The 26,899-nt window shown below is 41.7% G+C and carries 24 protein-coding genes and 1 pseudogene; 13 read left to right on the top strand and 12 right to left on the bottom strand.

Annotated features, from left to right (window positions below):
* The first annotated feature begins 84 nt into the window (after nt 1-84).
* Nucleotides 85-1,428, top strand: a complete 1,344-nt coding sequence (locus tag C8D76_RS08835) for an AsmA family protein (RefSeq protein WP_116632420.1) — start codon at nt 85-87, stop codon at nt 1,426-1,428.
* Nucleotides 1,428-2,615, top strand: a complete 1,188-nt coding sequence (locus C8D76_RS08830; RefSeq protein ID WP_116632419.1) for a sugar transporter — start codon at nt 1,428-1,430, stop codon at nt 2,613-2,615. The genes C8D76_RS08835 and C8D76_RS08830 overlap by 1 nt, the downstream gene beginning before the upstream one ends.
* Before the next feature lie 157 nt (nt 2,616-2,772).
* On the opposite strand, the gene C8D76_RS08825 is transcribed toward C8D76_RS08830, so the two are convergent.
* From C8D76_RS08825 to C8D76_RS08805, 5 genes are all read right to left on the bottom strand, one after another.
* On the bottom strand, nt 2,773-3,141 hold the full coding sequence (locus C8D76_RS08825) for a YbaN family protein (RefSeq protein ID WP_116632418.1): 369 nt from the start codon (nt 3,139-3,141) through the stop codon (nt 2,773-2,775).
* A 93-nt stretch (nt 3,142-3,234) separates the two neighbouring features.
* Nucleotides 3,235-3,663 carry a ferric iron uptake transcriptional regulator gene (gene fur / locus C8D76_RS08820; protein WP_116632417.1) on the bottom strand — a complete coding sequence of 143 codons (429 nt, stop codon included), beginning with the start codon at nt 3,661-3,663 and terminating at the stop codon, nt 3,235-3,237.
* A gap of 10 nt (nt 3,664-3,673) precedes the next feature.
* Nucleotides 3,674-4,198: a flavodoxin FldA gene (gene fldA, locus C8D76_RS08815; protein WP_116632416.1), complete on the bottom strand. Its 525-nt coding sequence runs from the start codon at nt 4,196-4,198 to the stop codon at nt 3,674-3,676.
* Between the two features lie 4 nt (nt 4,199-4,202).
* Complete coding sequence (gene ybfE / locus C8D76_RS08810; RefSeq protein ID WP_116632415.1) at nt 4,203-4,484, bottom strand: LexA regulated protein; 282 nt, start codon at nt 4,482-4,484, stop codon at nt 4,203-4,205.
* 118 nt (nt 4,485-4,602) lie between these two features.
* Nucleotides 4,603-5,388, bottom strand: a complete 786-nt coding sequence (locus C8D76_RS08805; protein WP_116632414.1) for an alpha/beta fold hydrolase — start codon at nt 5,386-5,388, stop codon at nt 4,603-4,605.
* Nucleotides 5,389-5,479: 91 nt separating this feature from the next.
* Between C8D76_RS08805 and seqA the strand changes: the two genes are divergently transcribed.
* The 10 genes from seqA (at nt 5,480) to C8D76_RS08755 (ending at nt 18,715) form a co-directional block, all read left to right on the top strand.
* Nucleotides 5,480-6,136: a replication initiation negative regulator SeqA gene (seqA, locus tag C8D76_RS08800; RefSeq protein ID WP_116632413.1), complete on the top strand. Its 657-nt coding sequence runs from the start codon at nt 5,480-5,482 to the stop codon at nt 6,134-6,136.
* A gap of 1 nt (nt 6,137) precedes the next feature.
* Entirely contained in the window at nt 6,138-7,517 is a 1,380-nt protein-coding gene (menE, locus tag C8D76_RS08795) for an o-succinylbenzoate--CoA ligase (RefSeq protein ID WP_116632412.1), read from the top strand.
* Nucleotides 7,517-10,849, top strand: a complete 3,333-nt coding sequence (gene mscK, locus C8D76_RS08790) for a mechanosensitive channel MscK (RefSeq protein ID WP_116632411.1) — start codon at nt 7,517-7,519, stop codon at nt 10,847-10,849. The genes menE and mscK overlap by 1 nt, the downstream gene beginning before the upstream one ends.
* Nucleotide 10,850: 1 nt before the next feature.
* Nucleotides 10,851-11,933 (top strand): chorismate synthase, encoded by a 1,083-nt coding sequence (gene aroC, locus C8D76_RS08785; RefSeq protein ID WP_116632410.1) that lies wholly within the window; start codon nt 10,851-10,853, stop codon nt 11,931-11,933.
* 211 nt (nt 11,934-12,144) lie between these two features.
* Nucleotides 12,145-13,002 (top strand): penicillin-insensitive murein endopeptidase, encoded by an 858-nt coding sequence (gene mepA / locus C8D76_RS08780; RefSeq protein ID WP_116632409.1) that lies wholly within the window; start codon nt 12,145-12,147, stop codon nt 13,000-13,002.
* A 100-nt stretch (nt 13,003-13,102) separates the two neighbouring features.
* Complete coding sequence (locus C8D76_RS08775; protein ID WP_116632408.1) at nt 13,103-13,867, top strand: TSUP family transporter; 765 nt, start codon at nt 13,103-13,105, stop codon at nt 13,865-13,867.
* Complete coding sequence (gene lpxM / locus C8D76_RS08770; protein ID WP_116632407.1) at nt 13,867-14,823, top strand: lauroyl-Kdo(2)-lipid IV(A) myristoyltransferase; 957 nt, start codon at nt 13,867-13,869, stop codon at nt 14,821-14,823. The genes C8D76_RS08775 and lpxM overlap by 1 nt, the downstream gene beginning before the upstream one ends.
* A gap of 261 nt (nt 14,824-15,084) precedes the next feature.
* Nucleotides 15,085-15,627 carry an adenine phosphoribosyltransferase gene (gene apt / locus C8D76_RS08765; protein WP_116632406.1) on the top strand — a complete coding sequence of 181 codons (543 nt, stop codon included), beginning with the start codon at nt 15,085-15,087 and terminating at the stop codon, nt 15,625-15,627.
* A gap of 28 nt (nt 15,628-15,655) precedes the next feature.
* Nucleotides 15,656-17,803 (top strand): DNA polymerase III subunit gamma/tau, encoded by a 2,148-nt coding sequence (dnaX, locus tag C8D76_RS08760; protein ID WP_116632405.1) that lies wholly within the window; start codon nt 15,656-15,658, stop codon nt 17,801-17,803.
* A gap of 45 nt (nt 17,804-17,848) precedes the next feature.
* Complete coding sequence (locus tag C8D76_RS08755; protein ID WP_165814363.1) at nt 17,849-18,715, top strand: endonuclease/exonuclease/phosphatase family protein; 867 nt, start codon at nt 17,849-17,851, stop codon at nt 18,713-18,715.
* On the opposite strand, the gene C8D76_RS08750 is transcribed toward C8D76_RS08755, so the two are convergent.
* A complete protein-coding gene (locus C8D76_RS08750) occupies nt 18,696-19,052 on the bottom strand; it encodes a RidA family protein (protein ID WP_116632403.1) in 357 nt (118 codons plus the stop codon). The two genes, C8D76_RS08755 and C8D76_RS08750, sit on opposite strands and share 20 nt — an antisense overlap.
* 71 nt (nt 19,053-19,123) lie before the next feature.
* Between C8D76_RS08750 and C8D76_RS08745 the strand changes: the two genes are divergently transcribed.
* On the top strand, nt 19,124-19,846 hold the full coding sequence (locus tag C8D76_RS08745) for a YwiC-like family protein (RefSeq protein WP_116632402.1): 723 nt from the start codon (nt 19,124-19,126) through the stop codon (nt 19,844-19,846).
* A gap of 157 nt (nt 19,847-20,003) precedes the next feature.
* On the opposite strand, the gene rnb is transcribed toward C8D76_RS08745, so the two are convergent.
* The 6 genes and pseudogenes from rnb to C8D76_RS08715 form a co-directional block, all read right to left on the bottom strand.
* Complete coding sequence (rnb, locus tag C8D76_RS08740; protein ID WP_116632401.1) at nt 20,004-21,983, bottom strand: exoribonuclease II; 1,980 nt, start codon at nt 21,981-21,983, stop codon at nt 20,004-20,006.
* Nucleotides 21,984-22,243: 260 nt separating this feature from the next.
* On the bottom strand, nt 22,244-23,032 hold the full coding sequence (locus C8D76_RS08735; RefSeq protein WP_116632400.1) for an enoyl-ACP reductase FabI: 789 nt from the start codon (nt 23,030-23,032) through the stop codon (nt 22,244-22,246).
* Nucleotides 23,033-23,243: 211 nt separating this feature from the next.
* Nucleotides 23,244-24,014 (bottom strand): Nif3-like dinuclear metal center hexameric protein, encoded by a 771-nt coding sequence (locus C8D76_RS08730; RefSeq protein WP_116632433.1) that lies wholly within the window; start codon nt 24,012-24,014, stop codon nt 23,244-23,246.
* A 9-nt stretch (nt 24,015-24,023) separates the two neighbouring features.
* Entirely contained in the window at nt 24,024-24,917 is an 894-nt protein-coding gene (locus C8D76_RS08725; RefSeq protein WP_116632399.1) for a DUF808 domain-containing protein, read from the bottom strand.
* Nucleotides 24,918-24,972: 55 nt separating this feature from the next.
* Entirely contained in the window at nt 24,973-26,733 is a 1,761-nt protein-coding gene (ycaO, locus tag C8D76_RS08720) for a 30S ribosomal protein S12 methylthiotransferase accessory factor YcaO (protein WP_116632398.1), read from the bottom strand.
* A gap of 90 nt (nt 26,734-26,823) precedes the next feature.
* Nucleotides 26,824-26,899, bottom strand: a pseudogene (locus tag C8D76_RS08715) (IS1595 family transposase); the annotation flags it as partial.

Raw genomic sequence — 26,899 nt, 5'->3', positions numbered from 1 at the left:
TTCAAGCTGAATTGCTCTGAAAATACTCAAATAGAGAATTGGAGAATGCTTTCATGCTGTGCTCGCTCTAAAATGGAAAATAAAATGATGAAAAAAATAGGCATGGGGTTAAGTTTGATAGCTCTGGCCTTTTTTGCTTTTGGTGTTGTGCAGAAAGGCAAAATTGAAGAAAATTTGACCGCACTTTTGGCGAATAGTGGCGTATCGGTACGACACGCCAGTATTAATTGGCTGCCATCGCCAAATATATCATTAGACTCGGTGCAATATGAGAGCCAGCAAAACCAAGTAATCAACGCGGAGCAAATTCGCGTTAATTTGCCGTGGCTTGATTTGCTTCGTGGTAAGGTGAGCTTACAGGATATTGTCATCGTCAACGGTGAATTCTTGGCTAATGGTGAACCTATCTTTCAAAAGATGAATGGCGAATTAAAGCTTGATTCATTGTCATTTGACACGACTGCTAAATGGCTGTCTGCTTATCAAAAGGGAAATCCACTTGAATTAGCTGAGCCGCCCCATATCGTTCTCTCTCTTCGCGCAGAGAATGCAGAACAAGATCAATTTACCTTGAATGTAAACGGAATATTGCGTGACAAGGCAATGGCTTTGTCGCCCTCCGAATTGCGTGTGGAATTTCATCAAAAACGCCTGTTTAATACGGATAAACTTGTGCTGAAAATAGCAAAAGGGAATATTGATTTTGCGCCAGAACATTCATTTTCCGCATCGCTTGAGAACATTCAAGTCAACGACAGTTTGGATTTATCTTCTCTTTCGGCGCAATTTAATCAAACAAAATTTTGGCAAGGGCAGATTGAAATCGCAAGTGCGGGTAATGGGCAGCTAAATATTCAATTTAATGAAAATTCGCAACGAGAGAACAATGAAATTCTTCTCACAGGCAAAAACTTAAACACAAAAGAATGGTTAAATGCCTTTAATATTCCCGCCCTTATTCTTGGAAATGCAGATTTGAATGCGCATCTTTGGGCTAAAAATTATGTTCCTGTGAAAGGTGAGGTTCAAGCTGAAATCGAAAACGGTACGATTAGTGGCTTGAATTTGTTGGCGTTAATTAGCCAGTATTTGCCCGTTAATTATGATGAAGAAACCATAAAATCCAGCTTGGCAAGCACTACTTTTGATAAAGTCGTTATGGATTTCACTTGGATGCCTGAAAGCCTATTAGTGCATCAAGCGGATATTTTTCATCCATATTTTATTGCCCATAATGATGGTGAGATTGAGCTAAAAGCAGGGCATTGCGATTTTCAAACATTATTAGCCTTGAATAATCCGCGTTATAAAAATCTGAAGTTGCCTATTCATTTCTTTGGTGATTGCCAATCGCCACAATATCAAGTGAAATTTGACCGCACTTTTCGCGATCAATTAAAGAATTTTCTGAAAGAGAAATTAAAATAATGATCAATCACAAGAAAGTCGAACGGCTTGCTTATTTTCGAGTCGTGGCAATGGCATTTGCTGCTTTTATTTTTAATACCACAGAGTTTGTCCCCGTCGCATTATTGTCCGATATTGCCAAAGGCTTTGCCATGGAAGTGCCGCAAGTGGGGTTAATGATTACAGTCTATGCTTGGATTGTTTCCCTGATGTCTTTGCCCCTTATGCTGGCAACCGCTCCGCTCGAACGCCGTAGTTTATTGCTCAAATTATTTGTGCTATTTGTCGCAAGCCATTTGTTATCGGTTTTTGCTTGGAATTATTGGGTGTTACTCATTTCTCGTATGGGTGTCGCCTTTGCTCATGCAATCTTTTGGGCGATTACTGCTTCGCTTGCGATGCGCGTTGCCCCGAAAGGTAAACAAACGCAAGCTTTAGGTATGATCGCAATGGGATCAGCAATGGCAATGGTGCTAGGATTGCCGCTAGGTCGCATTATCGGGCAATGGCTAGGTTGGCGAGCAACCTTTGCCGTCATTGCCATTGCCGCTTTTGTGGTAATGCTGATTTTGGCGAAATTATTGCCTTACTTGCCAAGCAAAAATGCGGGTTCACTGAGTAGCTTGCCGATTTTAGCCAAACGTCCATTATTAATCGGTGTGTATGTGGTCACTATGGTGATGGTTTCTGCTCATTTTACCGCGTATAGCTATATTGAACCTTTTGTGACGAAAATTAGTTTAATGTCTGATAATACGGCAACGGCGATTTTATTGATCTTTGGGCTGGCGGGTTTTGTTGCCAGTTTCTTATTTGGACGTATTTATCGTTTCTTCCCCGCTAAATTTATCACGACAGCAATGGGCATTATCAGTTGTTCGTTGTTCAGTCTTTACCTTATCAGCGATCACAATCTTGCCATATTTGCCTTAATTTTTATGTGGGGCATTGGTATTTCTGCGATGACATTGGGCTTACAAATGCGCGTGTTACAGCTTGCTCCAGATGCCACAGACGTGGCAACGGCGATTTTCTCTGGCATTTATAATATCGGTATCGGCGGTGGCGCGCTTATTGGCAATCAAGTGATGCAACATTTAGGACTCGCTAATATCGGTTTTGTAGGCGCAGCGATTGGTATTTTGGCGATGGCGATTTTTGTTACGGTTCATCTGAAATATCGCCATACCTTAAAAAATCAACATTAACGAATCAAAAAAACTTTGAGAAAATTGACCGCACTTTTATTGTCTTTTATTGCTTTTGTTGCGCTTCAATGTTCAATTTCCCATTTGGGCGCTGACATTCGTGGCGATATAAAGTGAAGGAAAATATTGCTTGGCGGATTATGAGTGATAACAAAGGCTAGTTAAGATCTTCGCTATTTTTAATCCAAAAGAAAAAGAACCAGTATTTCACGGCAAGTACAGTGAGAATAATGATCTTGCCTGTAACGGAGGGCGTGAAATAAAAGCCAATTGCCAAAGTGAGCGTGGCGATGGTTAGGATCCAATATTTTGCTTTTTTGGTTAATGCCCGTTTTTGGTGAAAGTCTTTGAGATGATTTTGGTAAATCTCTGTTTGCAGAAACCACTGATGCAAGCGTTCTGAACTGCGTGAGAAACAATACAATGCGACAAGAAGAAATGGCGTACCAGGCATGCCTGGAAGAATAATGCCCAATACGCCAATACTTAAGAAGATAAAACCAGTAATCGCCCAGAGATATTTCATGCGTTGTTAATGTTTTGTGTTAGTGGAAAATTGGTTAAAAAAAGGGGCTATCATAAAAAACTGATTAGCCCCCCAAGGAGAGATTCGATGAGATTATTTTTCACATTTATCAATATCAGAACATTTGCCGTATAAATACAAGCTATGCGTTTCTAATTGAATGCCATGTTCTTTACTGATTTCTTTTTGACGTTCTTCAATCACTTTGTCATTGAATTCAAACACCTTGCCACAATCCACACAAATAATATGATCATGATGCTCAGCGGGCGCCAATTCAAAAACAGATTTGTTACCTTCAAAGTTATGACGCGTTAAGATATTCGCTTCATCGAATTGGTTTAACACACGATAAACCGTTGCTAAGCCAATTTCTTCGCCTTTTTCTAGTAATAGTTTGTAGAGATCCTCAGCAGAAAAGTGCTGGATTTTGTGTTCTTGCATTAATGCCAAAATAGTAAGACGTGGTTCAGTAATTTTTAACCCCGCTTTTTTCAATAATTTGATGTTTTCTTCAGACATTTTTGGCTCCTTATGCAAGTTCGCTCAAACACATTTCATCATAAATTTGTTTTACCCAGTTCTCAACACGCGCTGAAGTCAGTTCAGGCTGACGATCTTCATCGATACACAAGCCTACGAATGTATTGTCATCCACTAAGGCTTTTGATTCTTCAAAAGTATAACCTTCTGTCGAGGTATGACCCACAATAATTGCACCATGTGGCTCAACAATATCGCGCACAGTACCCATTGCATCACAAAAATAATCAGCGTAGTCTTCTTGATCGCCGCAACCGAAAATAGCTACTAATTTATCGGTAAAATCAATGCTTTCAAGGGTTGGGAAAAAATCGTCCCAGTCCGCTTGTGCTTCGCCGTAGTACCAAGTTGGGATGCCGAATAATAAAAAGTCGTAGTTCTCGATATCTTCTTTTGTGCTTTTTGCGATGTCGCGAATATCAACCAGTTCATTTCCTAATTGTTTTTGGATCATTTTTGCGATGTTTTCAGTATTGCCTGTATCGCTGCCGTAAAATAAACCCACAATAGCCATTTTGTTATTTTCCTTGAATATTTAAATAATTTTGTAAAATGCTTTCGATTAATTCTGCGCGACTGATATTTTCTGCTGCCGCGCGATCTTCTAATTGTTGAACTAAATTTGCGTGTAATTTTAACTCAATACGTTTTAACCCACAGGCACGATCACGGCGCAGTTGATTACGTTTGTTGACGCGAATTTGTTGGTCTCGGCTCAGTGGATTCGTTCTTGGCCGCCCAACGCGACGTTCATCAGCAAAAAGATCTAAGGTAATACAATCTGAATCTTGCTTTGCCATTTTAATTCACTGAATGCTTTGTTGCAAACCATTATCAAGATGAGAATGATTTTCCAAAATGAGAAGTTCGCGGAAAATATAGCACACTTCCCTAGCAATTTAAACTATTAAAATTTGATTAATTTGATTGAAGAAACCTTGTAATTGCCCGCACAACGAACTCAGGTTTTTCCGCGTGAACCCAGTGATGCGCGCCATTTATGGTGAACGAAGTCGCCTTAGGAAATTGTGCCAAGATGAGGTCAGTGTAGCTGGCTAAAATGTAGTCTGACAGTCCGCCTTTAATAAATAATGTAGGGTTGTCATAAAAAACAGGTGTCCAATCCATAATCTTTTGGTAATTACGTTCAAGTGCGGTCAAATTAAAGCGAGTTTTATCTGGCTTATCCGCATCAAACGCTTTTAATAGAAATTGTACCGTTGCCGGTTGTTGAATGTAATCTTCCAAAATCGGTTTGGCTTGCTGTCTTGTGCTGGCATCTGCATTTTTCACCGCATATAATGCAGCAAACTCTTGGGCATGTTCATTATTGTTACGCATGGCGTTATAGTTGACTGGCGCAATATCGATCACCACTAATTTGCGGATCAGATCAGGGCGTAACGCTGCGGCTGCCATTGTAGTTTTACCCCCCATTGAATGCCCAATGAGAATGGCATTATCAATCGCTAGGCTTTCTAATAGGGTTAATATATCTTGCGCCATCAGGCTATAATTCATTTCATCTGAATGAAAACTTTGCCCATGGTTGCGTAAATCAACGCGTAAAATATCGTAATTTTCACTAAAAGCGCGGGCGATGATACCAAGATTATTGAGATCACCAAATAGCCCATGTAAAAACACCAGCGTAGGGCGGTTTTGGGCTTGTTCTGATTGGGTTAATTGATAATTGAGAAGCATAGTTTAACTGTATTTTTTAATAGCATATTCATAAAAGAATCAGTATAATGCGGAAAATATTTTTGCAGATCAAGCGGAAAACGGTGACCAAATGAAAATTATTGAAGTTGATGAAGAGCTGTATCAATTTATTGCAAGCCAAACTCAATCTATTGGGGAAAGTGCATCAGATATTTTACGTCGCTTATTAAATTTATCGTCCTCAAGCGTAAGTACTACTGCGCTTGATTTTTCCGCAGCTGAAACCGAATCAAATTCGCAGCAGGCAACCCCTGTTTCAAAAGAAAGTGCGGTCAAAACTGAAAGCGTTTCTGAGAATGTATCTGATCATATTGTTGAGCCACACAAACCGCTCTCTAAAAAACAACCAGAACAAGCGATCCAAAAATTAACGGAAAAAGTTCAACAGGTTTTGGCTTCACCTTCTTTCCAAGAAGAAACAAAAGCTGTGGTCAGATTTTTGACTATTTTGACCGCACTTTATCGCACCAATCCAGAAAGTTTTTCCGTTGCCATTGAGCGTGAGCAAGTGCAGGGTAGAACGCGTGTGTATTTTGCCCGTGATGAAGCCACATTATTGGCATCGGGGAATCACACTAGACCAAAACAAATTCCAGATACGCCTTATTGGGTGATTACGAATAACAATAGCGATCGCAAAATGATTATGCTTGACGGCGTGATGCGTGAAATGCATTTGCCTGAAAGTTTAATTGACGAAGTGCGCGCTTATTTTGTCACGAATTAATATGTTTCCTTGGCAGCAATTTGCGTACTCTAAACCTAATCACATCGCCTTGCGAGATTATTCGCAGGGCGCTGTTTTTACTTGGGCTGAATTAGCGCAAGTCATCTCAGATTATGCACAGCAGTTGCAACAATATCATATTGATTCATCCTCTATTGTTGCCTTAAAGGGCAAAAATAATTTCCATTATTTCGCGTTTTATTGCGCCGTATTACAAAGTGGCGCGGCAGTTTTAGGGCTTAATCCTGCTTTTTCGGCAGAAAAAATCACCGCACTTTGCCAAGCCAATCAAGTGCAATTATTGATTGAATGTGCGGATCAGAATGTTCAATTTTATCCTTGCCAAGAACAGGAAAGAAAAACTTCTCAATCTTTATCCGCCGTGCAAGCCTTGCAGTCGGCACGCACATTAATTTTGACCTCAGGCTCATCAGGTTTGCCAAAAGCGGTGGTGCATCATATCAGCGCACACTTGGCTAATGCGCAAGGTGTATGCCAGCTTATGCACTTTCAAGCAGAGCATTCATGGTTATTGTCCTTGCCTTTGTATCATGTTTCTGGGCAAGGCATTGTTTGGCGTTGGTTGGCTCAGGGTGCGGAATTGCGCTTGCCGAGTGAAAATTTTTATGCTGATGCATTGCAAGCCACCCATTTATCCTTGGTGCCAACTCAGGCGCAACGGTTACTTGATTTTATAGAAAATTCGCCGCAAAGTGCGGTCAAAACGCAAGCAATTTTGCTCGGTGGTGCGCATATTGCTGTGGAATTAACCGAAAAATTGACTGCACTTGGCATCGCGGCTTACGCAGGTTATGGGATGACAGAAATGGCATCAACGGTATTTGCTAAACAATGCGATGGCAAAGCAGGCGTTGGGCAACCTTTGTTGGGGCGTGAATTTAAAATTGAGCAGAATGAAATTTGTTTACGCGGGGCAGGGCTTGCCAGTGGTTATTGGCTGCAACAGCGATTAGTTCCATTAACTCAGCAAGATGGTTGGTTTCACACCAAAGATCTTGGGCATTGGGACGGCGAAAACCTGCATATTTTAGGGCGTGCTGATAATATGTTTATTTCTGGTGGCGAAAATATTCAACCAGAAGAGATCGAAAAACTGTTGGCACAACATGAATGGGTGAAACAAGTTTTTGTGTTGCCAACGCCCGATAAAGAATTTGGGCAGCGTCCAGTCGCCATGATTCAATTTAACCAATCGCAGTTTGAAAGTGCGGTCAATAATTTGAAAATTTGGCTGGCGGATAAATTGGAAAAATTTAAACAACCCGTGGCGTATTTCCCTTTGCCAACTCATACGCAAGGGAATATCAAAATTTCACGAAACGAATTAAAACAACAATTAACACAGTATTTAGGAAAGTAATTATGCGCACAATATTTTTGTTATTTAGTTTGCTTTTTGCCCTCTCTGGCGCTGTTTTTGCTGCGGATCTCCCTTCCGCCAAAACGGTGCAAGCTCAATTAGACCAAATTAACAAGGCTGAACAAACGGATGCCAATAAAGCCATTGCGAAAAATTATGAAGATGTTTTGGCTTTATTAGATAAGTTAGATAAGCAAAAAACAGAAACAGCGAATTTACGCAAGATTATTGACAGCGCGCCCGCAAAATTAAAAGCAAGCCAAGCCAACCTTGAGCGTTTAAAAGCCGATGCAAAAACAGCAGAACAAGTACAGGCTGATTTAAATAAATTATCGATTGCTGACTTAAAAACGGAATTGGCGAATGTTCAGCAATCATTGGCAGAAACACAAGAAAGTTTGACCACGCTGAGTTCTGAATTATCCAGCCAAAAAACCGTATCTGAACGTGTTCAGAATACATTGCTCACCAATGCTTCTCGTAACCAAGAAATTAATACTGCATTGGCAGCGGTGAATATTGAGCCTTCTTTAAAATTAAAATTAGAAGTGGAGCAAGAATATTTAGCGGCAAATAATGATTACAACCAATTAGCGCTTTCTGGCAATGAAGAATTGTTGGCACTTTATACTAGCCAAGTGGACGAGAAAAACTTAGCGCAACAACAGCTACAACAAGAATTAACGGGATTACAAACCGTTATTAACAATAAAAATTTAGCAGAAAGTCAGAATTTAGCTAAACAAGCCACGGAGAACCAACAAAATACGAATTCGACAAACCCAACCATTCAACGCGAATTGGAATTGAATACGCGTATTTCCCAAGGTTTGGTGGAACAAACTACGGAATTAAATTCCATGTCGCAAGATAATTTGCGCATTAAAAATGTGTTAGATAACTTGCAACAAACACAGCGCACCATTGAAGAGCAGATCAGCTCTCTGCAAGGGACACTTGTGCTTTCTCGCATTATCAACAAGCAAAAACAATCATTGCCTGAAGATGAAATGGTGAAAGGTTTATCTAAACAGATTTCAGATCTTCGCGTGCGAATTTTTGATATTACTGAATTTAAATATAAGTTAACGAATATTGATGATTATATCGCTAATTTGGAGAAAACTGACAAAATCACTTTTAGTGATAAAGAACGTTCGCAATTATCTACGATCTTGCAAGAACGCAGCAAAATGTTGACTGATTTTCTGAAAACTATGAATAATCAGCTTAATTTGGCGATTAATATTGAGTTAAATCAGCAACAAGTACAAACCATTAGTGATTCTTTACAAAGCAAATTACAGCAACAAAGTTTCTGGGTGAAAAGCAATGATGAAATTAATCTAAAATGGTTTAAAGAATTGCCTGGCCGTTTAAGTTGGCAGTTGCGAACCATTGGTAACGTGTTTGATTTTTCAAATTGGCAAGACAATATTGGGCAAGCTGGGTTATTTATTTTTGTTTTACTGCTATTAACTTGGTTTATTTCTCACCACAAAGAAGATATTAAACAACGGTTAACGACCATTAATAACCAAATGCGCACCTTGGAGACAGAAAGCCATTGGCATACGCCAGCAGCTATTTTCTGGACATTAATCCTATGTTTGCCAAGCACCTTTATGTTTTTGATGGTGTTTATCGGTGTGACTTATGTCTGTTTTCAAAATCCAGAACCCGAGTGGAGCTGGGGATTAAAAATGGCGGGTTATTGGTGGTATTTTGCTTTTATGCTAGCCATGTTGCGCCCTAACGGCATTGGCTATCGCCATTTTAAAATGCCAAAAGAAAGTAATGAAAACTTCCGCCGTATTCTGAAAAAATCCGCTTGGATTATGGGGCTGCTGCTGAACACTTCTATTTTCACGGGGCTAGAAACTGGCGTGGCTTATGATATGGTCGGCGAGTTGCTTTCTGTCAGCGTATTGCTATTAATGATCTTTATGGTCACGCCAGAAATGCGCAAAGCCATTGAAAAATACGAAAGCGTGGCGAAGAAAAGCAGCTTGGCATTGAGTCTATTACGCTTCACATTATTACTTGTGCCGATTGTTTTAATCATATTAATTGCCTGCGGTTATTATTACACCTCGTTAATATTGATTGAACATTTTGTTTCTACCTATTTTGCCGTGACGACTTGGTTAATCATTCGTGCCTTAGTTTATCGCGGATTTGAAGTTTCGGCTCGCCGTTTAGCAGCCAAACGCTTACGAGAAAAACGTGAGCAATTATTAGCCAAAATAGAGTCGGCAAAAGCCAGCGGCGAAGAACAAAGTGCGGATGAAATGACCCAAGAATTACAGCAACAAAGTGATTCTATGGCGATTAGCGATGTGAAAGAACAAGTGCTACGCATGGTGGATTTTGTGCTTTGGATTGGTCTATTTGGTATTTTATATTATGTATGGGCTGATTTATTGGCAGTGGCAGGTTATCTTGACGGCGTCACCTTGTGGCAACAACATGTGGATACCGCTGCAGGTACGGTGATGGAATCGGTAACCTTACTCAATTTGCTGATTGCGATTGTCATTTTAATGGTAACCTATGTATTGGTGCGCAATATTGCAGGTGTGCTCGAAGTGGTATTGTTCTCAAATGTGAAGCTGTCGCAAGGCACACCATACACCATTACTACCTTACTCACTTATTGCATTATCGCCCTTGGCGCATCTTTAGCCTTTGGGGCATTGGGAATGTCTTGGTCTAAATTGCAATGGCTATTCGCCGCGCTTTCTGTGGGGCTGGGTTTCGGTATGCAAGAAATCTTTGCTAACTTTGTGTCTGGCATTATTATCTTATTTGAACGCCCAGTGCGTATCGGCGATATTATTACCCTTGGCGAATTTAGCGGCACGGTGTCAAAAATCCGTATTCGGGCAACAACGCTAGTGGATTTTGACGGAAAAGAAGTGATCGTGCCGAATAAATCTTTCGTGACAGAACGATTAGTGAACTGGGCATTATCCGATTCCGTAACCCGTGTTATTGCGCAAGTTGGCGTGGCATACGGTTCAGATTTAGATTTAGTGAAAAAATTGCTTTATCAAGCAGCAAATGAATGTGATCGTGTATTGAAAGATCCTGCGCCAATCGTCTATTTCTTAACCTTTGGGGCGAGTACATTAGATCATGAATTGCGTGTTTATGTAGGCAAAGTGGGCGATCGCAACCCAGCCTTGGATTTTTTAAATCGCCGAATTAATCAATTATTTGCCGAAAATAATATTGAAATTGCATTTAATCAATTAGATGTTTTTATCAAAAATCCAACAACACAAGAAGAACTAAAAATTAGTCCAGAACAATTAAAAGTAGGAAATTAATATGGCAGGCAACAGTATTGGAGAGCTATTTCGCGTAACCACATTTGGCGAGTCGCACGGTATCGCATTGGGTTGTATCGTAGATGGCGTGCCACCGAATATGGCATTGACGGAAGCAGATATACAACCTGATTTGGATCGCCGCAAACCGGGTACTTCGCAATTTACTACGCCGCGCAGAGAAAATGATGAAGTGCAGATTTTATCTGGCGTGTTTGAAGGAAAAACAACAGGCACCAGTATTGGCTTGCTGATAAAAAATGCCGATCAACGCTCAAAAGATTATGGCGACATTATGGATAAATATCGTCCAGGCCACGCGGATTTTACCTATCAACAAAAATATGGCATTCGTGATTATCGTGGCGGGGGTCGTTCTTCTGCACGAGAAACGGCTATGCGTGTTGCCGCAGGGGCAATCGCCAAAAAATATTTGCGCGAACAATTTGGCATTGAAGTGAGAGGTTATTTATCCCAAATTGGCGAGATTAAAATTGATCCTAAAACCGTTGCCGATTTAAGCAAAATTGATTGGCAACAAGTAAATAGCAATCCTTTTTTCAGCCCTGACCAAAGTGCGGTGAAAAAATTCGATGAATTGATCCGAGCGCTGAAAAAAGAAGGTAATTCCATTGGTGCGAAATTAACCGTGGTGGCTGAAAATGTACCTGTGGGTTTAGGCGAGCCAGTATTTGATCGTTTGGATGCCGATCTTGCCCATGGGTTAATGAGCATTAATGCGGTCAAAGCCGTAGAAATTGGCGATGGCTTTGATGTGGTTGCGCAAAAAGGCACCGAACATCGTGATGAAATGACACCAACAGGCTTTCTCTCTAATCACGCGGGTGGTATTTTAGGGGGGATCAGTAATGGGCAACCGATTATTGCCACCATTGCACTAAAACCCACGTCTAGCATCACAATCCCAGGGCATACGGTAAATCTCAATAATGAGCCAGTGGAGTTAATTACCAAAGGCCGCCACGATCCCTGCGTGGGTATTCGTGCGGTGCCCATTGCCGAAGCGATGATGGCGATTGTATTATTGGATCATCTGTTACGCCATAAAGCACAATGTCGCTAACGGCGTAAAAGTGCGGTCAAAAATTGAAAAGTTTTGCACTCAGATGTGATTGAATTGAATGTTTAATTCTAGGCATAAACTTCCGATTGGCGCAGTTGTTTGCTCAATGTCAGTAGTAGAAAACTGAGCCAGCGGCAGCTAACACAATTTATGGCTGAACGAAAATCTCGCTCGCAACAATAAAGAACTTAAATGAAAGAACTTAAATGATATGAACAATTTATTCAAAAAAGTTTTAATTTTGACCGCACTTTTTAGTGCGTCTACGGTATTGGCATCGCCAGCAGATTGGCAAGCCATTAAACGCCCGATTCCGAGCAATAATGGGGAATCCGACCCGATTGGTTCTTATGCGAATGGCTGTATTATTGGCGCAAAAGCCTTGCCGCCGAAAGGGGAAGGCTACCAAGTTATCCGCTTAAACCGCAACCGTTATTACGGGCATAGCGAAATGATTAGCTATTTGCAGCGTTTAGGCGAAAAAGTAAAAAATGCGGGTATGCCAACGATGTTAGTCGGTGATATTGCAATGCCAGCAGGCGGGCGTTTTTCAACAGGTCACGCCAGCCATCAAATGGGGCTAGATGCGGATATTTGGCTACGAATGGGGGCGATGTCAGATCAAGATGCGTTGAATTCTGATGGCAAAGGCTTATTGGTGGTCAATCGCGCAGCCCAACGTGTCGATGATAATGTATGGACGAACAACCATTTCAATTTAATCAAGCTCGCCGCGCAAGATGAACAGGTGGCGCGTATCTTTGTCAACCCTGCGATTAAAGTGAAATTATGCCAAAGCGAACATAGTGATCGTTCATGGCTACGAAAAATTCGCCCGTGGTGGGGGCATGACAGCCATTTTCATGTGCGCTTAGTTTGCCCTAAAAATGCGTTACATTGTGAAAATCAAGCACCCGTGCCAGCAGGCGATGGCTGTGGCGCAGAATTATATTCATGGTTTGAACCGAAAGCACCGAGCGCAACCACAGTGAAAAAAGCGCCACCACCAGAACCTTTTTTATGTCAGCAAATTTTATCCTCACCGCAACGAAGTGAATGGCTAAAATAGCGAAGTGAATGATTAAAATATTAAAATAACGAAGTGAATGATTAACGTATCGAAGCGAGCGTTAAATTGCGAAACGAATGATTAAAATAAGGAAAGTGCGGTGGAGATTAGCATAGAATTGATCGCCTTGTTGGCAGGCGTTGCGTTTATTGCCGGTTTTATTGATGCCATTGCTGGTGGTGGCGGTTTAATTACCATTCCTGCATTATTGATGACAGGAATGCCACCTGCATTAGCACTCGGCACCAACAAACTTCAGGCTTGTGGTGGCTCTTTTTCCGCCAGTTTATATTTTATTCGTCAAAGAGCCGTCAATTTAAAAGAAGTCTGGCTACTCATTCTGATGACTTTTATTGGCGCAACCGTGGGGGCGATTTTAGTACAAATTACCGATAGCAGCGTGATTAAAAAAGCCATTCCCTTTCTTGTGCTAATGATTGGTTTGTATTTTTTATTTACCCCAACGCTAGGCAATAGTGATCGCCAACAACGCTTGTCTTATGCTGCTTTTGCTTTTACTGCGGGATTTGGCATCGGCTTTTATGACGGCTTTTTTGGCCCCGGAACAGGCTCATTATTTAGCCTTGCTTTTGTGACTTTGCTCGGTTTTAATCTCGCCAAAGCCACCGCGCATGCAAAAGTATTAAATTTCACTTCAAATATCGCCTCTTTCATTTTCTTTTTTATCGGCGGACAAATGTTATGGAGTGTGGGCATCGCAATGATGATTGGACAATTTATCGGAGCGAATTTAGGGGCGAAAATGGTGTTAAGCAAGGGCAAAACTCTTATTCGCCCAATGGTCGTGATTATGTCATTTATTATGACCGCCAAAATGGCGTATGACCAAGGTTGGTTTAGTTAATAGAAGGACAACAAAATTTGCGTTTAACTGCACGTGTAGGTTATGAACCACATTTTTCATGGTCGTATTTATTGCCCAAATATTGGGGAGTATGGCTCGGCATATTGGCATTATTGATCCTTGCTTTTGTACCATTTCGTTTACGCGACAAACTTGCGGCAAAATTGGGTGTGATGATTGGACGAAAAGCAAAAACGCAGCGCCATAAAGCGCGCGTGAATTTGCAATATTGCTTTCCACAATGGCGCGATGAACAGCGTGAAAAAGTCATTGATGAAATGTTTGTCACAGTTACTCAAGTGATGCTAGGCATTGGCGAAATTGCGGTACGTTCCAGGCATCATTTGCAACAGCGCAGTGAGTTTATTGGCATTGAGCATATTAAACAAGCCAAAGCCCAAGGGAAAAATATTATTCTCATGGTGCCCCATGGCTGGGCGATTGATGCTTCGGGGATTATTTTGCATACCCACGGAATGCCGATGACTTCAATGTATAATCCTCATCGAAATCCATTGGTGGATTGGCTTTGGACGCTCACCCGCCAGCGTTTTGGCGGCAAAATGCACGCGCGCCAAAATGGGATTAAGCCTTTTTTAGCCACGGTGAAAAAAGGCGAAATGGGGTATTATTTGCCCGATGAAGATTATGGCGCCGAAGCCAGTGAATTTGTGGATTTTTTCGCCACTTACAAAGCCACCTTACCCGGGCTAAATAAAATGGCAAAATTGGCGAAAGCAGTCGTGATCCCAATGTTCCCGCGTTATAACGCAAGTCGTGGCAAATACGAAATGGAAATTCATCCACCAATGAATTTAAGCGATGATCCCGTGCAATCAGCTCGCGCAATGAACGAAGAAATTGAAAGCTTTGTTACCCCAACGCCCGAACAATATGTGTGGATTTTAAAATTATTAAAAACTCGCAAAGATGGGCAGGATATTTATCAACAGTAAAAAACTGTGAAAAATTTGACCGCACTTTTTGAAGGCGATGCATTTGTTTTTTCCTGAAAAGGAATATTTATCCGCCAAATACAAGCGTTAATCATTCGACGAAAAACCTTTGGCATTATTTAAGAAATAAACAGGTGAGAGATAGCGGAAATATTAGAGCGATTTGCGTCTAATCGCTTGCAAAAGCAGTGAAATTTCTTTACATTAACGGGTCGATTTATAATGAATCTCTCTTAGTTTTAACCGCACTTTAATAAAAATATGAACGAACAATTACAATTAATCAAATCTTCCATTAAATCTATTCCTAACTACCCGAAAGAAGGGATTTTATTCCGCGACATTACCAGTTTAACTGAAGTGCCGGCGGCTTTTTCTGCCACAGTAAAACTGATTGCGGATCAATTCAAAAATAAAGGGATAACGAAAATTATTGGTACAGAATCCCGCGGATTTATCTTTGGCGCGCCTGTGGCGGTGGCATTAGGTTTACCTTTTATTTTAGTGCGCAAACCGGGTAAATTACCCCGTGCGGTGATTTCACAAAATTACCAATTGGAATATGGTGAAGATACTTTAGAGATTCATGCCGATGCTGTGCAAGCAGGAGATAACGTCTTGATTATTGATGATTTATTAGCAACAGGCGGCACTGTGGAAGCCTGTGTGAAATTGGTACAACGTTTAGGCGGAAAAGTTGAACACGCCGCTTTTGTGATTAGCTTGCCAGATTTGGGCGGCGAACAACGTTTGCGCCAATTAGGTGTAGAACCATTTACTTTAGTGGATTTTGAAGGACACTAATTCATAATACTTCATAGGGAAACAGGGCGTGAGTTATCAAGTTTTAGCGAGAAAATGGCGACCACAAAATTTTAGCCAAGTGGTTGGTCAGGAGCATATTCTGACCGCACTTTCTAATGGTTTGCGGGAAAACCGTTTGCATCACGCCTATCTTTTTTCTGGCACTCGTGGCGTGGGGAAAACTTCTATTGCACGTTTGTTTGCCAAAGGATTGAACTGTGAACAGGGGATCACCGCAGAGCCTTGTGGCGAATGTGAGCATTGTAAAGCCATTGAAGAGGGCAATTTCATTGATTTAATTGAAATTGATGCCGCTTCACGCACTAAAGTTGAAGACACGCGCGAATTGCTCGACAACGTGCAATATAAACCTGTCCAAGGGCGTTACAAAGTTTATCTGATCGATGAAGTGCATATGTTGTCACGCCATTCTTTCAATGCTTTGCTAAAAACCCTAGAAGAGCCGCCAGAATATGTCAAATTCCTACTAGCGACCACAGATCCGCAAAAATTGCCGATTACAATTCTATCGCGTTGTATGCAGTTTCATCTGAAAGCGTTAGATACAAAAGCAATTAGTCATCATCTTGCTTATATTCTGCAACAAGAAAAAATTCCCTTTGAACCGACCGCACTTGATAAACTAGCGAAAGCCGCGCAGGGCAGTATTCGTGATAGTTTAAGCCTAACGGATCAAGCTATTGCGATGTCCAATGCCAATATTACCACTGATGTGGTGGCAACGATGCTTGGTTTATTAGATGACAATCAAGCTATTGATATTCTTTATGCTTTGCAACAAGGCAATGGCGAAAAGCTAATGCAAATTGTGCAGTCGGTTGCCGATAAAGGGGCGGATTGGGATGAATTATTAGTGGAAATTGGCGAGTGCTTGCATCAAATTGCGATGTTACAGCTGTTGCCGAATCCTACCGATGATGAAAGTCAATTAGCTTTCTTGGCGCGCCATATTTCCCCTGAAGATGTGCAATTTTTCTATCAAACGCTGTTAGTCGGTCGAAAAGAATTAGCTTTTGCGCCCAATCGTCGTGTTGGTGCGGAAATGACCTTATTGCGTGCTTTGGCGTTTCACCCTAAATTAATGGCATCGCAAGCTAAGGCTGTTCAATCTACATCAGCGCAGTCGGCGCAAAGTGCGGTGAAAAAATCGGAAGATTTTGTGCAAATGCCCGTGTATTCGCAAGCGATTGGTGCGCAATATAAAGCACAGAAACAGTCTCCCGTTGTCACAAATGTTGCGAATAATGTTGAGCATAAAGGGAATGAACACCCTGCCACTGCTATGACGGCAACTGCGACAGCTACGACAACAACCCCACAATCCACAGGCAATGCCGCGCTTGATGCCATAGAACAAATTGAGCGTTTGCGAGCAACGCTAGGTCAATCAGCTTCCACCACGGGCGAAAAAAAAAACACTAACCTAAGCGAAAATACGGCGCCAAAATTAAAAGAGCTGCCCATAGTTTCTGTGCGTCCGAAAAGCAAAGGGCAAACCGATTTAATTGAACGTTTGGTGGCGTTATCAAATAATCCTTCATCGAATAATAATCTTCCTGCGTCTTCTGCACAAACGCTAGATGATAATGACGGCAATGAGAATACCGATGACGACACCGAAGATCATTCATCAGAAAATTATCAGTGGGAATGGAGCAATCCAGAGCTTGCCGAAACAGAAATCAGCATTCGCCCCTCCGATATTAAAAAAGCGATCTTGCAAGAAAAGACCCCAGAGTTGGTTGCCAAAGTTATCAATATTTCAACAGAACGTGATGAATGGGCGAAAATTATTGAAGCCTTGGATTTGGATAATCTCAAATTAGTCAAACAAATTGCGCTAAATTCCGTGGTGCTAAGCCATAAAAATCAGCAGCTTCAATTGGGCTTGCGTTCTAATCAACAGCATTTAATTCGTGAAAAATCCATTGAAGTGTTGCAAGAAAAATTAACCGCCTATTATCAACAGCCGACCACGGTGGCGATTGAATTAAATGATGATGAAAGTTTGCTAACGCCGTTGGATTATCGCCGTCAAATTTATCAAGAACTTAGCGAAAAAGCGCGTACAGATTTGCTGCAAGACAAGCAACTCCAATTGTTACAACAGGCTTTCGATGCCAAATTAGATATGGATAGTATTCGTCCTGTCTAACATTACCCTTGCGCTAAGGGAAGATGTCAAGGGAAGAAAATGCTGATGAAAAAAATAACAAAAATTTTGACCGCACTTTGTGTGTTTGCCGCAGCCGCTGTTGGCTATGTCGCCTTTAACTTGCGCATCTATCACCCGCCATTGGTGGTGTTAAACACTTCTCCCATTCAAACTTATCAGCCGAAAAATGCCTTTTGTGATGAAGCCACTCGCCCTGTTTCGCCCTTATCTGCAACGGATCTGAATGTGTTGGTGTGGAATATGCATAAAGGCGCGGATCGGGGCTGGCAGCAAGATCTGGCGCATTTTGCTCAGCGCGCTGATTTTATGTTATTGCAAGAAGCGAGCGAAGCACAAAATTTAAATCAGCAATATTCTTCGCAATTTCCGACCGCACTTTTCGCCGCGGGTTTTGCCTATAAAAATATAGCATCGGGAGTGCAAACTTTCGCAAAATTCAATCCCGATATGTATTGCGCGGCAACAGGCGAAGAGCCTTGGCTACGCATTCCAAAAGTTGCTAGTGCCTTACGTTTCCCTTTAGCGAATGGCGAATCGTTGCTGGTGGTGAATGTGCATTTGGTGAATTTTGAATGGACGCCACAACAGTATCGCAAACAGCTTACCACGATGATGGAACGCATTGCAGAGCATAAAAGTGCGGTCATTTTGGCGGGAGATTTTAATTCGTGGAATAAAGAACGCTTAGCCTTGATTCGTTCACTTGCTGCGGAACAAGGCTTGCACGAAGTGGCGTTTGCCAATGATCAACGGTTACGCTTTTGGGGGCAACTGTTGGATCATATTTTTGTGCGTGGCTTGACGGTAAAACAAGCTGAAACCGTGCAAGTGCAAAGCTCCGATCATAACCCTTTATGGGTGAAACTAGAATTTACCCCACCGCAGCGGTAATTACAATTTCCACTTTCCATTTTGGCAAGGCTAATTTGGCTTCTACACAGGCGCGGCAAGGGGGATGAGAACTGTCCACCCAAGCGTCCCAAGCGCGGTTCATCTCCGCATAATCTTGCATATCGGCGAGAAATATCTGCGCCGACAAAATTTGGCTTTTATGTGAGCCAATTTCCGCTAATAAGTGATCAATTAAATTTAAAACATCTTGGGTTTGCTCAAAAGCCGTGCCATTTTCACTATTTTCAGGCACTTGCCCTGCAAAATAGGCGACATTGTTATGAATTGCCACTTCGCAATAGCGATTACTTACATGAAAACGTTGAATATTTGCCATTTTTTTCTCCATAAAATTGACTAATTTTGTCGATTAAATACAATGAAGCCTTTCACAAAAAGGATTTGCCGATGAAATTACTGATTTCAAACCAACATGGTGCCATTGTAATGGCTCTGCTGCCATTTTTCTATGGAATGTTGCTCGCTCAGCCTGTTTGGGCGCATTTGTTTCTGCTGTTGGCGTGGTTTTCTTTATATTTAATGACCTATCCTTTTCTGAATTTATTTAAGCCCCAAATTAAGGACAAACAAGAATATGTGCGCTGGAGCGGCATTTATGCGCTCGCAAGTGTGGTCTTTTCTGTGCCAGTTTTGTATTATCATTGGCAGGTAGTAGGGTTTGGTTTGGCGATGTTGCCTTTAATCTTTGTGGCAATTTATTACACCCGAAGCAAAAATGAGCGCGCTTTGTGTAATGATTTAGCTGGCATTGCGATTTTTGCCCTAGCAGGAATGGGCGCCTATTATTTTTCTGCCGCCACCTTTGATAGCAAAATATGGCAGGTTGCCTTGTATCCCAGTTTATTTTTTATCGGCACTACGCTATATGTGAAGTCGATGATGCGAGAGCGCAAAAATCCCCGTTATTATTGGGCATCTATTGGCTTGCACGGATTTTGTGTTTTTGGGTTTATTCTATGCCAACAATATGCCTTATCGCTGACCTTTGTGCCAGCATTTCTGCGAGCAATTTTGTTGCGGCGCTATAAATTGACGGTGAAACAGGTTGGGCTTATTGAGTTTGCGGTATCGCTGTTATTTTTCATTATGCTTTTATGGGCGACTTTATAAAGGGCTTAGCACCAATGAAAATGCATAACTGACGGATTAAGCAGGAAGCCGTTATTTGAATGATCTTTGAAAATAGCTAGCGCAAATACTGCGCATAATAAAAACCAGTCAGCATTACTGACTGGTTTTACTATTAATGTTTTGGGGAATTAGCTTATTAACTAATTAAATTACCAATTAAACTGCGTGTTTCTTCTTTCACTTCAATGAGTTGCACTTTCACAATATCGCCGATTTTATATTTGCGCTCGCCATTAATATAAAGCGCAAGTTCATCATTGTTCACTTCCATTTCGTCTTTATTCGGATGAATAGTAGAAGCAGGGATAAACACACTCGCCCCATTTTCAATGAGTTGTACACGCATACCGCCACGCATCACATCTTGCACTTCGGCATCAAATTCAGGTTTTTCACTGACTTTTTCCGCCAAATAACGGCAATATAACCAGTCTGCAATATCACGTTCAACAAGACGATTTTGGCGGCGTGCTTCTTGTAAGCGCACTAAAATTTCATCAGCAGGTTTTTCGCAAGGCTGATTGGCGAGTGTCGCTTTGATTAAGCGATGATTCACCATATCTGAATATTTACGAATTGGCGAAGTCCAAGTAGCATAGCCTGTTAATCCTAAGCCAAAGTGGGGTGCAAGCTCGGATTTAAATTCCGCAAAGGTTAAGAATCGGCGCAACCGCAATTCATAATAATCCCCTTCATAAGGCTCAATATCATGGCGCATTTGGCAATAACCGGTTAAGGTCGATAGGTTGTCTACCCCATAGCCTTGTTCGAGTTCAGCGCGGTTTTCATCATTGGCGAAATTCGCCATTAAAAAGTTATGCGCATTCGTCAAAAACTTGCTATCAAAGCCCTTGTGGGTGTTAAAAATCCCTGTTTTCGCCTGTTCATCGAGATAATGGGCGCAGCAAATATTGGCGATAATCATTGATTCTTCGATCATTTGATTGGCTATGCGGCGATGTTCCGCTTTAATCTCTTGTACGTGGCCATTTTCTGCCAATACAAAGCTGTAATCAGGTTTTTCTTTAAATAATAACCCGTGAGTTTTGCGCCATTGAATACGCGCCAAGGCAAATTGATGTAAATTGTGGACTTGTTCCGCAATTTCTGCGGTTTCTGGCTGCCAAGCATTTTCTTGCTGTTCTAAATAATCTGAAACCCAATTGTAGGCGAGTTTTGCTTTGGATTGCACCGTCGCCGACAAAAAACGCGGTTTATTCGTGATTTCTCCTTGCATATCGGTTTCGATATAGCAAACAAGGGCGGGGCGCGATTCATTTGGCACTAAAGAGCAGAGATCATCAGACAGTTCCCGTGGCAACATTGGGATATTAAAGCCCGGCAAATAATTGGTAAAACAGCGTTGTCGAGCATCTTTCTCAATTTGCGAATCAAGGGCGATATAAGCGGTAGGATCAGCAATCGCCACCACTAAACGCCAACCTGTTTGTACGCCATTTTCTTCGATTTTCTCGATGAATAAGGCATCGTCCATATCTTGCGTGCTTTCGCTATCAATGGTGACAAAATGAAGTGCGGTCAAATCTTCGCGAGTTTGTGTATCCAACATTTCATAGCTCGCTTGCCCTTGCACTGGATAGCGAGATTGTTCGTGGCGCGCCAACGTGACCCACCAAGGGGCAAATTCATCATCTTTGCGACAAATCAAGCTCTGAATATTGGCAAATAAAAAACGATCATCACGTAAAGGGTGCGTTTTTAAAGTGGCTACCACCCAATCGCCCTCTTGCAATTCTTCTTTCACGGATTTCAGCTGATTTGCGCCAATCGGCTGATTAATGTTTGGGTGATCCACTAACACTTGCAATTTCTTGTCTTTATTAAACCGCACTTTGGCAATAAAACGGGTGAGCATTGGCTCGATCAGCTCTTCAGGCACAGCTTGTTTTTTGCCGTTCGCTTCTTCAATCACCGCTTTGATTTTATCGCCGTGCATCACTTTTTTCATATCTGGCGGCGCAATAAAGTAACTTTCTTTGTCGGTTTCTAAAAAGCCAAAGGCTTTATCTGACGCTTTCACCACGCCTTCCACGTGCGGCTTGCTATCACGGATTTGTTGTTTAAGTTGAGATAGTAAAGGGTTGTTTTGGAACATAATTTCTTCGCTTGAAAAATAAAAGGCGCAACACATTGCACCCTAGAGTTATTGCATAATAGGAATTTTGCACTATATGAATTTTGCGAATTATAGTGGATTTAGGCTAGAAAGTCATTGGATTAGCAGGGGATATTTTTAAGCTTTTTAGCAAAGAAGAATTTTATTGCCTGCGTCTGTTTGCTCACAGCAAGGAAATGATAAGCGCAAATAAAAACGGACGCTAAATAAGCGCCCGTTTGTTTTGGTTATGGAACGAATTATTCTTCGCCTAACTCGCCCATTGCAGTAATGCTGAAACCTGCATCAACGTGTAAGATTTCGCCTGTTACGCCAGATGCTAAATCAGAACATAAGAATGCAGCAGAGTTGCCCACATCGTCAATGGTTACTGTACGGCGTAATGCAGCGGTTTTCTCAAATGCAGAAAGCATTTTTTTGAAGTTTTTAATGCCAGATGCCGCTAACGTGCGGATAGGGCCTGCAGAGATTGCGTTGACACGAATGCCATCTTTGCCTAAATCCGCAGCCATTACACGAGTTGCTGCTTCAAGAGAAGCCTTGGCTAAACACATCACATTGTAGTTAGGAATTGCACGCTCAGCCCCTAAGTATGAAAGGGTTAATAATGATGCATTTTCGTTTAAGAATGGACGCGCAGCCTGTGCCATTGCCACAAAGCTATAAGCACTAATGTCGTGCGCAATGCGATAGCCTTCACGAGTAGCTGCGTTCACATAATCACCGTCTAATTGATCACCCGGTGCAAACGCAATGGCGTGAACAAAACCATCGAATTTATCCCATACTTTATTCAAATCCGCAAAGCAGTTTTGGATCGATTCATCGGTGGCAACATCTAATGGAAGCACGATCTCTGAGCCAAATTCTTTAGCAAATTCTTCTACACGCGGTTGTAATTTATCGTTGAGATAGGTAAAGGCTAATTCTGCGCCCTGTGCTTTTAAGGCTTTTGCGATACCGTATGCGATTGAACGGTTGCTAGCAAGACCTGTCACTAAAATTCGTTTACCTGTTAAGAAACCCATATTGAAATCCTATTTGGTTGTTGAAAAATCGCGCGTAGTATAAAGGAAATTTGTTTGCTTGACAAAGCTGATGTGTTTTCTCTTTATTTCCGCGCCAAATATATATCGAAATATTGATAGCGATAATCGCTATTCGTCATTAAAAACTTTTACTTTTTTGACCGCACTTTAGCCGAGTTTAGGGCTGGCTTAGGGCTGGGTTTAGGGCAGTTTAGGCAGGATTATCAATATCCACAAATTCCACATTGAAACCATATTGCTGTGCCAGCCATTCCCCTAAGGCTTTAATGCCGTAACGCTCGGTGGCGTGATGTCCGCAGGCAAAATAATGAATGCCCTGTTCACGAGCGGAATGGGTAGTCTGCTCAGAAATTTCGCCGCTGATAAACGCATCGCAGCCCATTTGCGCTGCAAGATCAATATAGCCCTGTCCGCCCCCCGTGCAAATGCCAACTTTGCGGATCAAGTGCGGTGCGTTTTGGCTAAATTCTGATGCATCACATACTGTCGGTTTGCGTTGTAGCACTTGCTCAATGCGCGTGGCAAAATGATTCACCGAAATGGCTTCAGACAGTTCGCCAAACATCGGAATGCTATGCGGCGAATCTTCCAACGGTTGCAGATTTGCGATGCCGAGCAAATGCGCGAGCTGGGCGTTGTTGCCTAATTCAGAGTGAACATCAACAGGCAAATGATAGCCATATAAATTAATATCATTGACTAGCAAAGTTTTAATGCGTTTGCCTTTCATTCCACGAATACAAGGGTTTTCACTTTTCCAAAAATAGCCGTGATGAACTAAAATGGCATCGGCTTGTTTCGCCACCGCTGCATCAATTAATGCCTGTGTAGCAGTAACCCCCGTGATGATCTTTTGGATTTCCGCTTTACCCTCCACTTGCAAGCCATTCGGCGCATAATCACTAATCGCCTGGCTGTTTAGTTTTTGATTAAGAATTTGTTCAAGTTCAAGATTATTCATCATTCATTTTTACCTTTTCACTAATTTCATCATCGGCAGAATGATTAAACATAATGCCATTCCTAGCACCAATCCCACCGCAAAATTTGCTAAAAAACTGACCGCACTTGGAATATTAAGGCTCGCAACAAAATGATGGACCGCAGGCAGATAATGCACAAAAATGCCGCCGCCAACTAAGAACATCGCGATTGTGCCGATAACAGAAAGAGATTTCATAAACCAAGGCATAATAATCAGCAATAATCGCCCGATTTGCTGCGAAAGTGCCGATCTTTTCTTCATCATCCATAAGCCGATGTCGTCTAATTTCACAATTAACGCCACAAGCCCATAAACAAAAATCGTAATGCCCAATCCCACCGTACAAAGCGTTAATACGCGGGTTAGCGTATCCGCTTCTTGTATTGAGCCTAGCGCAATAATGATAATTTCCGTGGACAAAATAAAGTCAGTGCGAATCGCGCCGTAAATTTTTTCTTTTTCGCTTTCGACTTTGGGCGCGTGATCTTCATTTAAATGCTCGCTTAAATGAGCATCTGGCAAGTGCGGTTCGTTTTTGTGTAGAAATTTTTCGAGCAGTTTCTCTGCGCCCTCAAAACACAAATAAGCCCCGCCAATGATTAATAAAACATTGATAGCGGCTGGCAGATAAACAGACAGTAACAAAGCGAGCGGAATTAAAATCACTTTATTCCAAATTGAGCCTTTTGCCACTGCCCAAACAATGGGCAATTCTTGTTCAGGGCGAATGTCTTTGCCGCTTACTTTGTTGGCGTTTAATGCTAAATCATCGCTTAGCACGCCAACGGTTTTTTTTGTGGCGACTTTTGTCATCAGCGAGACATCATCTAATACCGCCGCGATGTCGTCCAACAGCGTAAATAAAGAGCTAAAAGCCATAGACTTTCCTTAAAATTAAAAATAACGCACGTTTTCACGTGCGTTGATTGAGCGGTTATTTCCAATTCTCACGTTTTGCTTTTTGCAGTTTTTCATAGGCGGCGAGCAATTTCTGATGAGCGGTAAATTTCTGTAAATTTTCATCATCCGCCAATAAATCATAGAATGGATTGCCACCTTGCACCGCATTCCAAGCAAATTCGACCGCACTTTTACCGTACATTTTCTCAAAGACCATACGATATTGCGCAGGATCGCGATTTTCATCTAAGAATAATTCGATGGAACTGATTAAACAGCGATAATAATTGGCGCGTTCTGCTGTGAACACCGAGCTGTTCATATTATATGTCCAGTTTGCCCAATCCAATGCTAATTCTAAATCGCCTAAGGCAAGGTAGAGCATTGATTTCAATTCGCCGATACGCAATGTTACCCAGCCCGATTTTGCAGGCGGCACAATGCCGATAAATTCACGCACACGAGTCGCATCATCAATGCCTTGATCGTCTAATTCATCGAGCAATTCTTGATAGGTGTCTTCAGCGTGGTGGAAGTGCGGTAAATCTAACAAAATTTCACGCCAATCCATTCCCATATTGTTGTTTGCATAAATTAAATCATCGGCAGGGTAAATATCTGACATTGACGGCACAATAATGCGGCAAGCATAAACATCTAAATGGTTATAATCCATAATGTAAACTTCTTTACCCTCAGCATTAAAGATCGCCATTAGATTGTTATATTCTTCCTGCGTAGTGCCTGAAAAATCCCAATGTACAAAATCATAATCTGCGTCTTGCTTGAATAAATCCCAAGAAATTAAACCGCTTGAATCAATAAAATGGGTTTCAAGGTTGGCGTGTTCAGCCACATCATCATTGTTAAATGACGGCGGCGTGAAAACGTCTAAATCTTTCAAACTGCGACCTTGCAAAAGCTCGGTAACCGTGCGCTCAAATGCCACTTGGAAATTAGGGTGCGCACCGAAAGAGGCAAAACAAGTGCCGTTATTTGGATTAAGCAAAATCACACAAATCACAGGGTATTTGCCGCCCAGCGATGCGTCATAAGCCAAAATTGGAAAACCCTCATCTTCCAATTTTTGAATGGACGCTTGAATGGTCGGATATTGCGCGATCACATCATCAGGAATACGTGGCAGGCTAATGGCTTCGGCGATAATTTTATTTTTTACATAACGCTCAAACACTTCCGACAAACCTTGCACACGCGCTTCATTTTTAGTGTTGCCCGCAGACATTCCGTTAGAAACGTAAAGATTAGCGATAATACTTTGTGGAATATACACCGTTTGCTGATCACGTTGGCGAATATAAGGCATCGCCACAATGCCGCGATCATAATTGCCCGATTGCAAATCCACCAAAAGTTCTGGGGTTAATTCCCCCTCGGGATCAAAATAGCCCAATAAATAATCGTCTAAAATGCCTTCAGGCAACATTGCGTCATCTTCAATCGGGAACCATTTTTCAGTGGGATAATGCACAAAATCGCCGTTGGCAATTTGTTGACCTAAATAATAATCCGCAAAGAAATAGTTGGTAGAAAGACGCTCAAAATATTCGCCCAATGCCGAAGCAAGCGCCGCTTTTTGGCTTGCGCCTTTACCGTTTGCAAAGCATTGTGGGCAATCTTTATCACGAACATGCACCGACCACACATTTGGCACAGGATTTAACCAAGAGGCTTCTTCAATATGAAAGCCAAGTGCGGTCAATTTTTGTTTAAATTTGGCGATACTGTCTTCTAATGCTGCATCTTTGCCGGGGATAAAGGTTTGTTCTGTCATTGGTTTTCGCTCCTAAAAATGTCGTGCGCATAATAGGCGAAAATCCTAGCTGACTCAAGTGTTTATTTTAGGGGCTGACGTAGATTAGCCCTAAATTTCACACCATTTTCGCAATGTTTTTAGCTGCATTTTGGGTGTTCCAAAGTTAAACCGAAATTCACATTCC

The sequence above is a fragment of the Alitibacter langaaensis DSM 22999 genome, from assembly GCF_003096995.1.
In the GTDB taxonomy this organism is placed as follows: domain Bacteria; phylum Pseudomonadota; class Gammaproteobacteria; order Enterobacterales; family Pasteurellaceae; genus Exercitatus; species Exercitatus langaaensis.
The sequence above is the reverse complement of the archived record's forward strand: the minus strand, read 5'-3'. Positions and strand labels throughout refer to the sequence as shown.

Bases quoted from the DNA above. Each gene is read 5' to 3' on its own strand.
- C8D76_RS08835 (WP_116632420.1), top strand. From the start codon at position 85: ATGATGAAAAAAATAGGCATGGGGTTAAGTTTGATAGCTCTGGCCTTT.
- C8D76_RS08830 (WP_116632419.1), top strand. From the start codon at position 1,428: ATGATCAATCACAAGAAAGTCGAACGGCTTGCTTATTTTCGAGTCGTG.
- C8D76_RS08825 (WP_116632418.1), bottom strand. From the start codon at position 3,141: ATGAAATATCTCTGGGCGATTACTGGTTTTATCTTCTTAAGTATTGGC.
- fur (WP_116632417.1), bottom strand. From the start codon at position 3,663: ATGTCTGAAGAAAACATCAAATTATTGAAAAAAGCGGGGTTAAAAATT.
- fldA (WP_116632416.1), bottom strand. From the start codon at position 4,198: ATGGCTATTGTGGGTTTATTTTACGGCAGCGATACAGGCAATACTGAA.
- ybfE (WP_116632415.1), bottom strand. From the start codon at position 4,484: ATGGCAAAGCAAGATTCAGATTGTATTACCTTAGATCTTTTTGCTGAT.
- C8D76_RS08805 (WP_116632414.1), bottom strand. From the start codon at position 5,388: ATGCTTCTCAATTATCAATTAACCCAATCAGAACAAGCCCAAAACCGC.
- seqA (WP_116632413.1), top strand. From the start codon at position 5,480: ATGAAAATTATTGAAGTTGATGAAGAGCTGTATCAATTTATTGCAAGC.
- menE (WP_116632412.1), top strand. From the start codon at position 6,138: ATGTTTCCTTGGCAGCAATTTGCGTACTCTAAACCTAATCACATCGCC.
- aroC (WP_116632410.1), top strand. From the start codon at position 10,851: ATGGCAGGCAACAGTATTGGAGAGCTATTTCGCGTAACCACATTTGGC.
- mepA (WP_116632409.1), top strand. From the start codon at position 12,145: ATGAACAATTTATTCAAAAAAGTTTTAATTTTGACCGCACTTTTTAGT.
- apt (WP_116632406.1), top strand. From the start codon at position 15,085: ATGAACGAACAATTACAATTAATCAAATCTTCCATTAAATCTATTCCT.
- C8D76_RS08755 (WP_165814363.1), top strand. From the start codon at position 17,849: ATGAAAAAAATAACAAAAATTTTGACCGCACTTTGTGTGTTTGCCGCA.
- C8D76_RS08750 (WP_116632403.1), bottom strand. From the start codon at position 19,052: ATGGCAAATATTCAACGTTTTCATGTAAGTAATCGCTATTGCGAAGTG.
- C8D76_RS08745 (WP_116632402.1), top strand. From the start codon at position 19,124: ATGAAATTACTGATTTCAAACCAACATGGTGCCATTGTAATGGCTCTG.
- rnb (WP_116632401.1), bottom strand. From the start codon at position 21,983: ATGTTCCAAAACAACCCTTTACTATCTCAACTTAAACAACAAATCCGT.
- C8D76_RS08735 (WP_116632400.1), bottom strand. From the start codon at position 23,032: ATGGGTTTCTTAACAGGTAAACGAATTTTAGTGACAGGTCTTGCTAGC.
- C8D76_RS08730 (WP_116632433.1), bottom strand. From the start codon at position 24,014: ATGAATAATCTTGAACTTGAACAAATTCTTAATCAAAAACTAAACAGC.
- C8D76_RS08725 (WP_116632399.1), bottom strand. From the start codon at position 24,917: ATGGCTTTTAGCTCTTTATTTACGCTGTTGGACGACATCGCGGCGGTA.
- ycaO (WP_116632398.1), bottom strand. From the start codon at position 26,733: ATGACAGAACAAACCTTTATCCCCGGCAAAGATGCAGCATTAGAAGAC.